Origin of the sequence: Algoriphagus taiwanensis (assembly GCF_036245645.1) — a bacterium.
Lineage (GTDB): Bacteria > Bacteroidota > Bacteroidia > Cytophagales > Cyclobacteriaceae > Algoriphagus > Algoriphagus taiwanensis.
The window spans coordinates 157122-172280 of sequence record NZ_BTPE01000008.1 but is presented as its reverse complement, the minus strand read 5'-3'; the positions used below and the strand labels follow the sequence as shown (position 1 = coordinate 172280).

Sequence of the window (15159 nt, the reverse complement as noted above, 5' to 3'; positions counted from 1 at the left end):
GCTATTCAAACAAATTATCTAATGTATACCGAGGGTTCCAACCCAGTTCTTTTCTGGCCTTTTGATCATCAAAAGTGAGGGTATTGGCTAGTTTGCCAAGTCTATAGCTATTCAATGGAAAAAACGGCAGGAAGTCTCCGATTTTTGCCAAATAAGACAGCGGCTTTTCAGAGATTGATCTCACTTTCTTGCCATAGTGATCAGCAATTTTTTGGTCTAATTCGGCTAAGCTTGGATGCGCTCCGTCACAAAGGTTGAATATTCCTTCGTGCCCTAAAAGAGATGGAATAAAATCTGCCACATCTTTGGCTAAAACCATTGACTTTCTAGCCTCTCCCGAACCCAACCTAAAATAGAACCCCTTCCTGACCGCATGAATCATAGCTCCCAAATTACCCGGCGGGTTTGGCCCTACTATCAGGGGAAGTCTTAGGATTACGACGGGCACACCCATCTTTTGCCCCCATCGGATGAGATATTGTTCTGCTTGAATTTTGCTTTCGGCATAGGGGCTTGTCCCATTTAAGGGAGCCTCTTCAGAGATCAGGTTTCCCTCCTCCAGTCCGTAGACAGCTACTGTACTAATAAAAACAAAGAGACGGGGCAGCTCAGTGATTGCTTCAAGCAAATGTCGAGTACCTTGTAGATTCACCTCATAAAACTCCTGCTTTTCTTGGTCTGTTTTGGGAACGATATGGGCTTTACCAGCAGCATGAACAACCATATCTAACGTGGGAAGAGAGGGCTTTTCCCTAGACAGATCTATCTGAATTAAATTAGACTCATCTCTTCCCAAAGTGATTACCTCATGCTGGGACGACCAAGATGAAAGCATGGATTTACCCAAAAAGCCACTTGCACCAGTGAGCAAAATCTTCATAGAATAGCCTCTTGGATTCCAGTCAACATTTTTTGAGCTAAATAAGGTGTCCCAAATTCTTTGGCTGCCAAAACTTTCGCTTTTTGCCCCATTTGCTTTAACTCTTCCTCCCTTTGATCCAAAGATTGAACGAACTGCACAAGAGATTCTGCAGAATTAGGATCTAAGGTAAATCCTACCTCATGCTGCGCAAGAAAGTCCTTCATCCAGCCGTTGGTAGTCTGGACAACCGGTACTCCTGCAGCCAAGGACTCGAAAAACTTATTGGGAGAAGAGGTGTCCAAAATTGGAGTACCCTTGAGAGGAACCAAGGAAACACAGGCATTTTGGATCAAACCTACAAGTTTATTTTTGGGCATCAGCCCCCAGATAATCAGGTTGTCCAAACCCAGTTTTTCAATTTCCTCCTGAATCAATTCCCTCTGTTGCCCTTCTCCAACCAAAAGAAATTTGTAAGCGGTAAATTTTTGGTTCTTCAAGATTTTGGCTGCTTCCAATATCCATAATGAATTATTTACTTGTCCAATATTACCCGTGTAGATCAAATACTTTCCCTGAGTAAGCACTCCTCTACCTTCAAAAGGCACTCTAGTCGAAAAAAGAGGAATATTGGCAGCATTAGTCACGTCAATGACCCTTGTATTTGGAAATCTCTTCTGAATATCCTGTCGCATGCCTATGGATAAAGCGACAACAAGAGACGAGGCCTTATAGCAACGGGCTTCCAAAGCATAGGCAAGTTTTTTTATCCATGCATTCCGAATCAATCCAAGTTCTATAGCCCCTTCAGGCCATAAGTCTCTTGCCTCAAACACCATTTTTTTCCCTCTAAGGTATCTGGCTACCAAGCCGGGTATTCCTACAGTAATCGGACCTGATGAAGCAATTACCACATCAGCTTTTGCAGTCAAAGCATACCAAATGGAGCAGAGAGCATAAGCTACAAAGGTGAAAATACGCTTCAAAAATGGCTGTTTATTGTCTATTCTGACATTAATTACCGTTACATCTACCCCGTCAAACTGCTGATGTTCAATAAAATGACTTGCCTTGAGATCTGATTTGGAATAAATGGACGATACTACCTGCACTTCATGCCCTTGTTTAACCCACTCCCTAGCAAACTCATGAACTCGAGTTCCCCAAGAACCTTGGGGTGTAGCATAGTATTGATAGAAATAAAGAATTTTCACTTGATCAGCTTTAAAATCCGGGATGCCAACTTTTTATTTTTCTCCAAAAATGGAAATACAGCATTGAAACCAAGGTAATGTGCCTTTCTTAGTACTTTAAAATAAGGACCTGAGCTACTGATTTGGGTTGGATAAAAACTTGATTTAAATCGGACAACCCCTTCACTACCTCCCACTGAAATATTATACCTCGAATAGTTTCTCTTTACGGCCTCAGAAATGGCAGACCACTGAAGAAGATGGCCCAGTTTCAGGTCCTTTTCAGTCCTGTCTACTCCTCCCATGATATAAGAAAGCATATTTCCACCATGGGCACACCAAATCGCCCCGACGGTCTGACCCTGAAATTGGGCAAAAAGAACAAGTGAATTTTCGTTTTTTACTCCGTCCCAAAGGGAATCGCGTATATCTTCCCAACTTCTTATAGTATAACCTTCCCGGTCTGCATTGGCTTGAAAACAGGCATAGGCTTCCTCTAACTCTTCGAATGATTGGACTTTCTTTAAAGTAACCTCCTGCTTGAGCGCCGTCTTTATGTTTCTTTTTGCATTTTCAGAAAAAGACTTCAAAAGGATTCTTTCCCAATCTTTTTCCTCAAGGGAAGGAAGGGCAATCATATTGAAGTCAGTCGGTACAAATACTTTTTTCAAAAATGTCCCTTTTTGATAACCTCCATCCTCGAGATTTTGGATGAGAATATCCGTATCCGCTCTCCAGGCGGGATTCAGCTGGGATACCATCGCCCCTATTTCTTTGGCTCGTTGGTCAAATTTTTCCAGACACTCAGGAATAAACTCAGCCCTAGGTGAAAACGGCCCCCAAGGACAAGAATAAATCGTAAAAGGACCGGCTTTGATCAGTAGGCAAGCCATACCAGCCTCAATTTGATTTTTTGAATCTACCTTGATAAGCAACTCAAAATCAAATCCATAGGCACGATAAGAACTCAACCAGGAAGAGGTCTGAGTAAACATCCCCTCTTGGTGATTTCGTTGAATAGCATCCCATTGAATCAGCCAGTTTTGATCCTTGGTATGAATCCAAGTAGCTTGATTACTCGATAATTCTTGTAATTCCATTAAAATTATTCACTACCAGATTTCCCCCTTTTTTGGAGTATTCAATTCCCTCAAATTGCCTATGAAATTCCTCCATTTCTCTCAATGTGGGATTCCAAATCTTTCCTTCTTGGATCAGCTTACCCAATCTTTCAAATCCCTCTCTTGCGGCATTCCTAATGGTCCAGCTTCGATCTTCAAAAAGCCGCCCCGGATGATTTACACCCAGATAAGCAAAGTAGGTGTGAGCTATTAAAGCCCCATTCTCTCGCAAAAGAGAATCTATAGCCTCTTCTGAAAAAGCGATATCGAAATCCCGAACTGCCAGAGTCTGAAAGGACTTGAGTTGAGTGCTTTTCTGGTTGGGAGAAAAGAAAAATAAAGGGGAAAACTGATTGACAGGGAAAATATGACTTAGTCTGAAAATAGTTTCGGAGAGGTTACTGGGCTTCACCATCTCACCGAGAAAGCGGAAGCCAGAAACACCCCCTCTTTTTAGATTTGATAAATTGGGTCTGGAACTCAGGCCAAGCAGGGCAGCACCAAAAAACTTCCCTTCTCTCAATACAGATTCTGGTACGCCATACATGAGAAAGTTGCGGAAATCGGTAAGCTTGGATCTGGCTTTACCTTTTTTTCGGGCCAACTTTGCTGACTGTTCCATTTTCTTCAGCGTAAACCCCTCTGGATTGAGCTGGTTTAGATTGAAATAATGAGCCTCTCCGGCATCCACATAGGTCCATAACCTTTGAATTCCCTTGGATTGCATGTGCTTGTACCAGCTTTCCCAATTCCCAAGTTGCTGTTGGGTATAGTTGTAAGGGTGAAACCCATGATCGATATAGGTATCTATTGGGGCTATTTCTTGGGGACACTCGAAAGATTGGAATTCCTTTTCACTAATTACTCCTCTGTAACTTTGGCTAAAGGCATGGTAAGCCAGTTCGTGTCCTTCCTCCTTCCATTGAATCAGTTCAATTCTGGACTCTTGCTCTTCAAAACTTGCATTTTCATCTTTGTGGGTATAGTCATATAAGAAAAACCCTTTGGTGACCTTGATTCCTAAGGAAGAGAAAAAATCCCGCTGAATCCTAAGATTTTGCAAGGTATCAAAGTCGGAATGATCTGTAAAGCAAATCGTTGGCATAAAACCCTCTGGAGTTCTAGCCCACTCCTCTACCGTACCTTGTGTCCCTATTAGGCCAGTTTGAATACAGGTACCCCTAGTTATTTCCTGACTTTGAAGAAAGACTCTTCTATCCAAAGAATCATAAACCAATGTCGGTGCCAAATTAGGGTGAATAAAGTACCATAAGAGGGTACCCGATTGAGGTTCATATTGCCAGCAACCAATGTTTTTCTGGGCTACTACCAGATAGCCATTATTCAATCGAAGAACTTTTGGACTATGAACAGGAGCTACCCAAGCAGATTTAGATACTTGCCGCCAGGTGTAGTCCAAATATCTCCATCCTTCAATAGGTTCTTGGAAGGCTACTTCCAATACCACTTGACTTACTTCTACCTCCTTCCTGAAGAATAAATCAAATTCAATGGAATCCTTTTCTCCAGTGCTTTTGATTTCGTAGCAATCGGATGGTAAAGGGAGACCTTGAGCCCCCAATATTTTCCAAGTGGACTTGGCTATCAATTTTTTAAGATACTTATTCGTTTTTTGATGTAAAAAAACAAGAGACGGATACCCTGAATCCTACCCATAAAAACATAGCCTGCTTTTTCAATCCCCGCTATTGAAGGTGCATTAGTTGGGTCTACCAAAATATATACTTGAAAATTCCTGCTGTATTTCTGCCCTAAAAAGCGGATAACTTGAGGATAAATGCCTTTTCCTCTAAAATCAGGGGAGGTAACACAGTCACCAATGACCACAAAAGGGTCTTTGTAGTGAAAACTTTTTAACAAATGGCTGCTTTTAAATACCCTGCTTCTATGTACTGATTTCCCGGCTTGTTCGAGGGTATATTCTCCGGACTTTTCGATCAAAGGAAGGCCATTTATCTCTGGCTTAAGCTCAAATTCCTTTTCATTTGGGTAATAATAGATCAGTCGATCTACAGGGAATGGCCATATTTTTTTTAACCAATTCATTAGGGGATATTTCTTTCGATCAACTGAAATTTTCCGGTTTTTGCTTTTGGAAGCACGTTTACTGATTCAAAAATGAATGTCATCGGCTCCTGAAAAACCTCCTCAAACATTTGTTGAATCTCCGACTCTCTCACTACAGGAGCATTTCGATCCTTTATATAAATGATCCTGATGCTATCCTCTTGATCCTGTACTACCTTAAACTGCTCCACTTCAGGAAAATGCTTCATCACCCTGACCACATTTTGAACGGTGATATATTTCCCTTTTTTAGTAAGGATAAACTCCGTCTGACGACCGATAATTTCTCCAAGCAAGGGGTAATTTAGACCACAAGAGCAGTCTTTCTCCACTGACTTCACGGCCAAATCCCCTACCTCATACCTGATTAGCGGAGTGGTGAAGTTGTCCAAACCGGTAAGAACCACCCTCCCCATTTCACCCGGTTTGACTTCGCGGTTGTGGTCATCGAGGATTTCTAGTACCACATGGGGGGAAAGGATGTGGTAGTTGCCTTTTTGGCATTGACTGGCAATAAGAAAGCCTTCAGACGCCCCATACGTGTCATAGACTTGACAAGAAAAGGCTTTTTCGATGGTTTCTCTGAAGTTGGGAAGTAATTTCTCTCCCAGAGAAATCACAGATTTAAATTTCACCCCCTCAATCCCTTTCTCTATAGCTACCTTGGCAAATAAAAAAAGGCTGGAGGCATAAGCAATAAAATGATCTCTTGGCTCTTTGACCAGCCTTTTCAGTTCTTCCTCAATCTCATTATCAGAATGACTCATTGCATTGATATAGTGAGTTTGGAGCAAAAAGTCTTTAATCTTTTTCTCTTTAGACCGGTTCATATTCACTCCAGTCTGAAGAATGGAGTTTCCAAAAGAATAACCGGCCCATTCCCACCACAGAACCTGTAATGCTCGATTGTTAGCCAGTTCCTCTTTATTAAAATAAACCTTGGAGGGGGGGCCTGAAGAACCTGAAGACATGATTGAAGTCAGATTTTGGTTTTCAGGTATGGTCAAAAACAAGGGCAGATGCTCTCTAAAGGAGGCTTTGGGTAAAACTGGAAATTCGGCTAACCAAGCGTAGGGATCCTTTTTTGGAGAAATACTGAGAAGCCTATAAAACTCTGCTTTGCTACTGGCATGCTCCAATAAAGCCTGCAATTTTTTACGCTGAAGTTCATCCAGTTCTTTTCTGGAGTAAAGAGAAATTTTTCTCCACTCTTTAAGTTTGGAAAGAAACGGGGATTTATTGACCTTATCGGTCAGGGGAAGAATAAAATTCTCTAAAAAAATTTGACTTCTAAACATGCTCTTGGGCTATTTCACCCGAACCAAGACTTTCTGTTTTGATGAGCCTTGAGGCTTTCTCTTTACTGGGTTTGTTTTTGGTAGATTTACTGCAAGTAAGCTCAACCCGATCAATGCAGGGGAAACGAAGGTTCTCATGGCAGCATGAAAGGTCGTATAAATCGCAACTGTGAAAAATGCCACCAAAATGCCTCTTACCATAGGGTTGGGGTTTTCGCGAAGAAGCTTGAAGCCTAGCCAACACAAAACCACAAAATAAATCAAACCCAACAGCCCGTGTTCTGCCAATAAACGGCTCAACTCCACGTGAGCGGCGGCTCCTTCCATGGTTTCCCGCAATGAACCTGAGGCACCTGCGCCTACTCCAAAGAAGAAATGGTCCAGCCATAAATCCACATCTCCAAGAAATATATCCAATCGACCTGTGGTTACTGTATTAAAAGATTTGATCTTGGAGCCCTGAAGGGTACCCGCGGTCTCACCAGCATACCTCAAAGAAAGCATTCCTCCTGTCAATTCATCTACAACAATGTAAGCTGAAGCTGCGAAGAAAATAGCCGGGAGCACATACTTACCTACTTTGGGAAGATTATATTTTTGACGCTCCCTATATTCCGAGGTCCTGAGATAAAACAAAATAATGAATATCCCCACTACAGCACCGAGCATCCCACCCCTAGAAAAAGTAAGCAAACCTTGAAATACAAAGCCAAATAAGAAGACCGCGTCCAGAATGAAAAATCCTGAAAACTTCCAGCGATTGATCATCAGTATGAAAAGCATCAATGCTCCCAACCCAAATAAGGTAGAAACTTGGTTTGAGCCAAAGCCTCCGGACCAATCTGAGTTGGCGCCTAAAGAAAACTCCACCTGATCAAATTCCGGAGATTTGATAAAAGTAAATGCCAATACTCCGATAATGGGATAGATCATGAGCCGGATCAAAGATGAAAAGTTTGACAGACTGATTTTCTGCTTATAGAAAACTATGACTACTAGAGCCACATTGACCGGGCCTAAAAGATTGAAAACCAAATCATCTCTTGAAACTATACCTGAAACATCAATAAACACCGCAGGTATCAAACAAATTAGCATCACCCACCCTAAATAACCGATCGTTTTGTTCATCAATATCGCCCAGACCATTCCTGCCAAAAGCAGATATTTCCCCAGCTCATAGGGAATGAAAGGAGATGTTCTTGCCATTCTTGCCAATAGCTCAAAGGAAACCAAATAGAGAATGGTAGCAATCAATAGGATTGGACTAGGAGTCTTCTTCAGGAGATAATGAAGGGATGAAAAGATCACCAGATAAAACCAAACAATCACCGGAATTGGGGACAAGGTTGAACTTACCCCCAAAATCACATGGATCAGAAGAATTAGCCAAGGCATTTTGTTCTCGAGAAGAACTTTAATCATGAGCCTTTTGAGTTTGATTTATTCCTGACAACAACTCGGAATATAGGGATATAAATTTCTTGCCGCTATAGTTAGCTGTGACCCAACCTAAGAATGATTGCCCTAATTCCCTGGCATCATTTGGAGAATCCAATAACTTTTCCATCTGGAATTTCAGCTCTTCCACATCTCCGGTTTTGAAAAGCAAGCCCCATTTCCCTTCACCCAACACTTCACTGCATTGGCCAACTCGTGAAGAAATGACAGGAAGTCCGGCTAGCCCATATTCCAAAAGAGCAACAGGCAATCCTTCCCTGTCCGAAACCACCAGTCCAGCGTCTGCTTCTGCTAACAACCGGGATACTTGGTCGGATTCGGATTCAATTGAAATCACATGGCCCAAACCTTTATCTTTTACAGCCTGTGACACCCTATTTTTCCATTGAGGATCCACGTCTTTTCCCACCATACGGACCATAAAGTCTTTTCTTTTTTTCTCTAAAAGTCCCACCGCATCGATTAAATGAAAATGTCCTTTCTCACTTCTGTAATTGGCCAGGTGAATAAATGTAAACTTCTCCTTTTTTATCCTTGGGAATTCTTCAAGGCGGGGGAAATTTGGTAGATATACTACCTTATCCCTATTCCAATAGCCCTTATCTATCCAATAGTCTTTTGTGCTTTCATTGGCAGTAATGACCCGGTCGATCCAGCGTGACAAAAACCTGATTTCCCGTCGGGGATTATTTTTCACCACGTCATCTGATATCCCCAAATGATCGTGCCAAATCAGATGGATTCGAGGCAAAAACCATTTGGCAATTACTCCCCAATACACGGACGGACCATGGGCATGCAAAATCTCTACTCTTTCAGATTTGAGCAAATCCAAAAATCTACCAAACGCTGCTCGGTCAAACGTGCTTGTTTTTTTCAATAAATGAACCTGCCCCTGATCGGTAACCTGGGCAGCAAGTCCGCCCAAGTGCCTTGATACAATCAAGAGATTGGACCAGCCCAAATGCTGAAATTCATTGGCCAAATTAACAGCCATTCTCTCTGCTCCTCCCGGATCAAGAGAGTCAATCAGTTGGGCGATTTTTGGCAACTCAGAATATTTATCCTTCAATCAGCAGGGATTTAATTTCTTCCTGAAATCTTTCCAGGGTAAATTGATTTGACCACTCCATGGCTTTTCGGCTTTTTTGGTGGTATTGCTCAGGCTGATTCAAATAGGTTTCAATTAGATCTCCTACTTGTTTGGGACTTGACTGAACCAAATCTCCTCTTTCCCCTCTTCCCAACATTTGAGGCACGCATGATACTGCAGAAGTCAAAGGAACACATCCCCAAAACATCGCCTCTGCCACTACCTTGGGCCAACCTTCACTTTCGGATATAAAAATCAAAAAATGGGCTTTTTGATAGGCTAGTTTAAGTACTTCAGCAGGTACATTCCCATGCAGAGTCACCTCTTTTGTCAGTCCATTTTGGGAAATATATTCTTCTATTCGGGAGCGTTCTGGTCCTTCTCCGTAGAAATCCAAGGATACCTTATACCCTTTTTTGATCAATTGATGAGCAGTCTCTACGGAAAGAATCGGCTGCTTGCCAGAAGATAGTGTGCCGGCAAAAATCAAATTTACAGGGAGGGAAGGCGCAATCGCCCGCAAAAAAAACGGCAGGATATCTTTATTGGAATAGGAAGCTGTAAAAAAAGGAAAAACATTCTTCGTTTCATCTTCCCACTCTCCATAGACCAAAACCTTCATGTTTTTGCTCAATACTGGATGACTGAGCAGATACTGTTGGATGCGATAAGAAAAAGGTTTATGCGCACTTCTATCCCAATTTCCGGCATATTTTGCCGTTTTGATTTTTTTTGGAAAAAATATCTGCACCATCGCTCCCAACAATCCCATATTTCCTGGACATCGAAGATGAATATGGTCTGCCTTTTTCATCTCTTTCCAGGTTGTGGACCATAAGATTGGCAATTTGAAGACTGTATTCAGGATTTGCTTTAGTCCTAAGGTATTGAAAGCAGGCACCTCGACCACATGAATGGAAGAATGCTCGTAGGCCAAATCAATGGGATCGGGCTGAAGTCCCTTATCTACAGGAACCAGCAAGGTCACACGATCAACCTGTGCAATCCACAAGTTCATCTCTCTCACGTAAGGACCATAGGCATACCATGATCCATTACGAACCTTGTGAACGACATGTCCAATAATTAAAAAATTCAAGGCTTCTGGATGAGGGTTTGGTAGAACTCCAGATTTTGGCGGGTAATGGTGTCAGGATCAAACTTCAGATGTGCCTTTTTGATGGCTGCTTCCCCGATTTTGCCGAAGGAACTTCTCTGGGAAAAAGCCTCTAGAATGGCGTTGCTGATGCTTTTGGGATCTTTCGGATCACAAAGCCACCCATTGACTCCATGGTCAATGGTTTCCGGACCCGGACCGGTTTTAGAAAAAATTACTGGTTTGCCCATTCCCATAGCTTCCGGAGCAACAAGGCCTTGGGTTTCCATATGGGAAGGAAATACACAAATCTCTGCTTCTTCGTAATATTTGGGCAAGTCCTCGTGAGATACAGGTCCGTGGAACCTTACTCTTTCCAAATCTTTTTTGGGAAAAATCTCTTTGAGGTATTGCATATAGGATTTGCCATCCGGGAATAGCCAATCCCTTCCATATACTTCCAAATGAACTTCAGGGTATGTTTTAGCAACTTCTGGCAATGCCTGAATCAGTTGACGGATTCCTTTTTTTTCACAGACAGTACCGGCAAAAACCAGGCGATATGGAATACTTTTGGAAGGGTCTGCTTTGTAAAACTTGTCAAATGAAACAGGGTAGTTTATTACCTTGACAGGCTTTCCATGAAAAGAAAGCAACTTGCCAGTATGGACTTTGACGTATTCTGACACCGCTATAAAGGCATCCGCTTTTTTGAAAGACTGTTTTTCCTGTAAAGCTTTCCAGCGGTTTAGAGGTCTATTTTCTCCTTCTGCAAAAAAATGATGCCCCCCATGAAGACGAATCACGCAGGGTACATTTTTGAGTTTACGGACAAAAGCAAAAGTCAATTCGGAACCTTCGATCAAGTCAATAGGCTGACTCCGATGGAGTACTTCCAAAAAGTCTGATATTCTGGAGAAATTCCTCCACCAACTTATCAATTTGGCCTGACTTCTTCCGAATGTCACCACCCTGACCCCATTCAAATTTTCATCGAGATCCTTGCTTCCATAAATCCCGATCACAGTTACCTTGTGTCCTCCTTTGACTAATGCTTGGCAAATGGTCAATAGAAAAGTACCTATTCCTCCATACGTAACTCCCTGTCTAGGGTATTCTTGAGATAAAAAGCAAATATGCATTAGGAAAACTGGGTTTGAGCCAGAGAAGTGATCTTACAGAAGAAAGAGGCAATTCTTTGTGAGGAAGTAGAATCGGGGCTGGGTTGAACTACCCGGTCCAACCATTGCCTTCTATCCTTAGCTATCGTGGATGGATGGTCTACTGCAGATCGGATTTGGCTTGTTATTTTTTCTTTTGAATCTATCCAGCCTACAGCATCCAGTCCCTCCATGGTTTTAAAATGCTGAAAACGATAGACATCATTTACCGTCCATGCCTGACCTGGCTGATGATCGTATCTCAGGAAAAGCCCCGGCTTGTCAAAAAATGAAAAATCCAAAGCCATAGTCGACCCGATATTTACCACGGTGGCACAATGAAAAGCCAAATTGACCAGATGAGAAACGTCTTCGGGAAAAGGAAAAAACTGCTGCCAGTTATTTCCTTTTTTCCAGAAAGGAGAAATGTGAATAATCTTAGGATAGGCTTCCATCACTTGAGCATATCTCTCAATTCCCTCTACAGGAACCTGGCGAAAAATGAGTTGCAAATCATCTTGATCTTGTAAGGACTCTGCAATATCTCTGAGGTAAAGGTGATCATTGGGAGAGGTTTTGACATCATCGCCCGAGAAAAGAATCCATTTTTTGCTAGGATCTAAACCGAAGCGAGCAGCGAATTCCTCTCTGGACTGCACTAAAGTAGCATCATGATAAAAATCAAACTGAGGAGTCCCTACCACCAGAATTCTCTCTTGTGGAATTTCCGGATAATAAAAATGCATCTCCTCCTTCATATAATCGGACCAGACCAAATAATAATCTGTCCTCATAGCTAATCTGGCTTTGGGCAGATTATCCCAAGAAAATATAGCAGTGACTGTAGGTATCCCCAACTCTCTTGCGGCAAGAATAGCAGCACTGGCCCCAGGCATTCGTTGATGGGTGCAGAATAGAACATCGGGGCGGATTTCCTGTAATTTTTTTCGACTATACTTATAATTTTGCGAGCTTTTCAATTTCTTCCATAGAAGACTTTCTACAGAAAGAATCGACTCATAGGATCGGGTAGATGCTCCTATCCACTCTGCCAACTTGATCAGCAGCTTCTTTCCCAATCCCGGATTTCCAAAACTCCAATTTGCCATCAGAGTTTCGTTATCCGTCTTTCGCACGTTGTGAAGAAGACGGGCATAGGAGGCGGATTCTCTCATGATTTGGGTAATCGCATCCTCCGGATAGTTACTCAGTGAAAATGACTGAGGCTTGTAGCCGGAGATTTTTTCAGAGAGAGAAATGACTTCCTCACATAAAGAATGCCAGATTTGAACTTCTATTCCCTCTTGTCGTAATTCAGAAAGTACTCCTGAATAGAGGTAATTGCGGATGCCTACTCCATCAGGAATTAAAAAACAAATTTTACTCATTTCATCAGTTCGGCGGTATTGATCCATTGCCAGAGGTAAAAACTATTGTCTTGATTTCCCCTAAGGTAATCTTCCCATTCCTTGAGGATTTGATCCTTTTCAAACCAGTCGGTTTGGTTGCACAATGACTCCAATTGGGAATATACCCAGTCCTTAAGCGGACCGGCAAGCCATTCACGCTGGGGGGTTTGAACAGGTCTCTTTGGTGCTAAAGCAATCTGGTCTCCGAGGAATCGCCCGGCGATTTTGCGGAGGAGCCACTTTTGCTGACCATCGCGGATTTTGAATGATTCCGGTCTGGAAAACACATATTCCACAAGCCTATAGTCTAAAAATGGCTCTCTTAACTCCGTGCTGTGAGCCATACTTACCCGATCATTAAACCGGAGGGCTCTGGGGATTTTTGTTTTGAAAAGATCTCGATATTGGAGATTAAGAATTTTAGATTCAAATGGCTGAGGGTAAGCTTGTTGGTGAGACATCTCTGCAAATTCCCTTACCAAAGCATTTGGCTTGAGTGGGGAGGTTTGAGTCCCCTGTACGATTCCGGATTCTTTCTTGAGATAGTAATCATAACCTGCCCAAGCTTCGTCTGCGCCTTGCCCGTCCAATAAGACCAGAAATCCTTTTTCCCTGGCTCTTTTGAAAACTTTGCTGTAGGCTAATGTAGGAATTCCTCCAAAGGGTTCGGACTGGAGCAAACTCATTTTTGCCGTCAATTCTGGCACTTCATCACAAGTGAGCAGGCAGGAATTTAAAGGGTAAGGTCGCCCCTGAAGCATTTGTTTTACCCAAAGAATCTCATCATATCGATCATCCCCTGTCACAAAAGTAAAAGTCTCGATAGCTCCATCCTGAGGAAATAAGTCCGAAACCAATGCCAATAGTGTACTGGAATCCAAGCCACCGCTCAAATTAAACCCAACGGGAACATCTGCTCTAAACCTTAATTTTACAGCATCTCTAAGCAAATCCAGAATATATTCTTCCTGCTGGTCTTGAGGTATTTCAAGCTGCCTGGAGATATTAGTTACAAAATCATACCAAGGAGTTACGGTCAGCTTTCCCTCTTGCCATGTCATCCAATGTCCAGCTGGAAGTTGAAAAACATCCTCCCAAAAAGTTTCTTCCTCCTCACCGTATCTTCCCTGTACAAAAAACCGGGACCAAATCTTTTTATTAGCTTTTTTTCTAACTCCGAAAGTCCAGATTGGGGTAATCTCGGAAGACAAAACCAAAGAGCCTTCCATCAGTGAATAATGCAAAGGCTTCACTCCAAATCTATCTCTGGCTGCTGTCAGTTTTTGGGTTTGATGATCCCAAATAGCAAAAGCAAACATTCCATTTAGCTGATGTAAACAAGCTGTCCCCCACTCCTGAAAAGCAAACAATAAAACCTCTGTATCTGACTGCGTAATGAATTGGTACTTGGAAGACAGACTGCGTTTGATTTCCAGATAATTGTAGATTTCACCGTTGAAAATCAGCGTGTATCTCCCATCCGGAGAATGAAAGGGTTGATTAGCAGCATCCGAAAGGTCCAAGATTGACAATCTATTGTGCCCCAAGGCAACCTCTGCCTCTTTCACAAAAATCCCTGTAAAATCAGGTCCCCTATGGGTCTGCTTGGCTAACATCGAGCTTAATACCTCTTTGCTAGCTTTGGGTCCAAAAATACCTGCAATACCACACATAGGCTAAATAGAAGGGAAAAACTCCTTAACTAATTGCTCGGCCTTTTCCCAATCCTTAAGTGTATCCAGATTGATATACCGGCTTTCATCCCCGACAATAAAAGCCAATTTTTCACCATAAAGGGACTGCTGTTCCAACAGGACTTGAGTTTTAGTCAAATAGATCGCACCATCCCGAAAGAAAGCCGGTGGAAGATCCTGTCTCCTTGATATGATTTTATTTTCTCCCGTAGCTATTTTCAAATTACCATCCAAACTGGGCTCAAATACCCAATGAGGGTTGAATTCATGCGGAACAGGCAAAACAGAAACCAAAGCATCAGCATCAGATTCGGCCAATTTCTGAATTGCGAGATCGATCATTCCCTTTGGTCGGAAAGGATTAGTCGTCTGCAAAAGGCAAACCGCATCAAAGTATTCGCCTTGTTGGGCAAGTGATTCCAAGGCATGAATAATCACGGGTAATGTAGGAGTAGTATCTGTCGCCAAATCCACTGGTCTCTGGAAAGGAGCTTCCAGTCCTATCTCCTTGGCTACCTTGATAATTTCGGGATCATCCGAACTGAGAATCACTCTAGTGAGCAAAGAAGATTCTCTGGCAGAATCAAAAGTATAGGCTAATAAAGGCTTACCCTGCAAGGGTTTGATGTTTTTGCCAGGAATTCCCTTTGAACCTCCTCGGGCTGGAATTAATCCAAGAACTTTCAA

General features: G+C 42.4%; 13 protein-coding genes. All 13 read right to left on the bottom strand.

Going from position 1 to position 15159, the window contains the following annotated elements:
• Nucleotide 1 precedes the first annotated feature (1 nt).
• Genes AAA938_RS12720 through AAA938_RS12660 form a run of 13 tightly spaced genes read right to left on the bottom strand, consistent with a single transcriptional unit; the run spans nt 2 to nt 15159 of the window.
• Nucleotides 2–880: an NAD-dependent epimerase/dehydratase family protein gene (locus AAA938_RS12720; protein ID WP_338229114.1), complete on the bottom strand. Its 879-nt coding sequence runs from the start codon at nt 878–880 to the stop codon at nt 2–4.
• Complete coding sequence (locus tag AAA938_RS12715) at nt 877–2073, bottom strand: glycosyltransferase family 4 protein (RefSeq protein WP_338229113.1); 1197 nt, start codon at nt 2071–2073, stop codon at nt 877–879. Before AAA938_RS12715 ends, AAA938_RS12720 begins: the two co-directional genes overlap by 4 nt.
• Nucleotides 2070–3152: a lipid II:glycine glycyltransferase FemX gene (locus AAA938_RS12710; protein ID WP_338229112.1), complete on the bottom strand. Its 1083-nt coding sequence runs from the start codon at nt 3150–3152 to the stop codon at nt 2070–2072. The genes AAA938_RS12715 and AAA938_RS12710 overlap by 4 nt, the downstream gene beginning before the upstream one ends.
• Entirely contained in the window at nt 3127–4782 is a 1656-nt protein-coding gene (locus tag AAA938_RS12705; RefSeq protein ID WP_338229111.1) for a hypothetical protein, read from the bottom strand. The genes AAA938_RS12710 and AAA938_RS12705 overlap by 26 nt, the downstream gene beginning before the upstream one ends.
• Nucleotides 4779–5240, bottom strand: a complete 462-nt coding sequence (locus AAA938_RS12700; protein WP_338229110.1) for a GNAT family N-acetyltransferase — start codon at nt 5238–5240, stop codon at nt 4779–4781. Before AAA938_RS12700 ends, AAA938_RS12705 begins: the two co-directional genes overlap by 4 nt.
• The gene (locus tag AAA938_RS12695) at nt 5240–6559 is read right to left on the bottom strand and encodes a phenylacetate--CoA ligase family protein (protein ID WP_338229109.1); all 1320 of its coding nucleotides are present in this window, start codon (nt 6557–6559) and stop codon (nt 5240–5242) included. The genes AAA938_RS12700 and AAA938_RS12695 overlap by 1 nt, the downstream gene beginning before the upstream one ends.
• Before the next feature lie 9 nt (nt 6560–6568).
• Complete coding sequence (locus AAA938_RS12690; RefSeq protein ID WP_338229108.1) at nt 6569–7984, bottom strand: O-antigen ligase family protein; 1416 nt, start codon at nt 7982–7984, stop codon at nt 6569–6571.
• Nucleotides 7977–9092, bottom strand: coding sequence for a glycosyltransferase family 4 protein (locus AAA938_RS12685; RefSeq protein ID WP_338229107.1), 1116 nt, complete (start codon nt 9090–9092; stop codon nt 7977–7979). The genes AAA938_RS12690 and AAA938_RS12685 overlap by 8 nt, the downstream gene beginning before the upstream one ends.
• Nucleotides 9082–10212 carry a glycosyltransferase gene (locus AAA938_RS12680; protein ID WP_338229106.1) on the bottom strand — a complete coding sequence of 377 codons (1131 nt, stop codon included), beginning with the start codon at nt 10210–10212 and terminating at the stop codon, nt 9082–9084. Before AAA938_RS12680 ends, AAA938_RS12685 begins: the two co-directional genes overlap by 11 nt.
• Nucleotides 10209–11351: a glycosyltransferase family 4 protein gene (locus tag AAA938_RS12675; protein WP_338229105.1), complete on the bottom strand. Its 1143-nt coding sequence runs from the start codon at nt 11349–11351 to the stop codon at nt 10209–10211. Before AAA938_RS12675 ends, AAA938_RS12680 begins: the two co-directional genes overlap by 4 nt.
• Nucleotides 11351–12757: a hypothetical protein gene (locus AAA938_RS12670; RefSeq protein ID WP_338229104.1), complete on the bottom strand. Its 1407-nt coding sequence runs from the start codon at nt 12755–12757 to the stop codon at nt 11351–11353. The genes AAA938_RS12675 and AAA938_RS12670 overlap by 1 nt, the downstream gene beginning before the upstream one ends.
• Nucleotides 12754–14451, bottom strand: a complete 1698-nt coding sequence (asnB, locus tag AAA938_RS12665) for an asparagine synthase (glutamine-hydrolyzing) (protein ID WP_338229103.1) — start codon at nt 14449–14451, stop codon at nt 12754–12756. The genes AAA938_RS12670 and asnB overlap by 4 nt, the downstream gene beginning before the upstream one ends.
• 3 nt (nt 14452–14454) lie before the next feature.
• Complete coding sequence (locus tag AAA938_RS12660; RefSeq protein ID WP_338229102.1) at nt 14455–15159, bottom strand: acylneuraminate cytidylyltransferase family protein; 705 nt, start codon at nt 15157–15159, stop codon at nt 14455–14457.

Excerpts from the sequence above, each read along its gene's own strand:
- AAA938_RS12720 (WP_338229114.1), bottom strand. The coding sequence starts at position 880 with ATGAAGATTTTGCTCACTGGTGCAAGTGGCTTTTTGGGTAAATCCATG.
- AAA938_RS12710 (WP_338229112.1), bottom strand. The coding sequence starts at position 3,152 with ATGGAATTACAAGAATTATCGAGTAATCAAGCTACTTGGATTCATACC.
- AAA938_RS12700 (WP_338229110.1), bottom strand. The coding sequence starts at position 5,240 with ATGAATTGGTTAAAAAAAATATGGCCATTCCCTGTAGATCGACTGATC.
- AAA938_RS12695 (WP_338229109.1), bottom strand. The coding sequence starts at position 6,559 with ATGTTTAGAAGTCAAATTTTTTTAGAGAATTTTATTCTTCCCCTGACC.
- AAA938_RS12690 (WP_338229108.1), bottom strand. The coding sequence starts at position 7,984 with ATGATTAAAGTTCTTCTCGAGAACAAAATGCCTTGGCTAATTCTTCTG.
- AAA938_RS12675 (WP_338229105.1), bottom strand. The coding sequence starts at position 11,351 with ATGCATATTTGCTTTTTATCTCAAGAATACCCTAGACAGGGAGTTACG.
- AAA938_RS12670 (WP_338229104.1), bottom strand. The coding sequence starts at position 12,757 with ATGAGTAAAATTTGTTTTTTAATTCCTGATGGAGTAGGCATCCGCAAT.
- asnB (WP_338229103.1), bottom strand. The coding sequence starts at position 14,451 with ATGTGTGGTATTGCAGGTATTTTTGGACCCAAAGCTAGCAAAGAGGTA.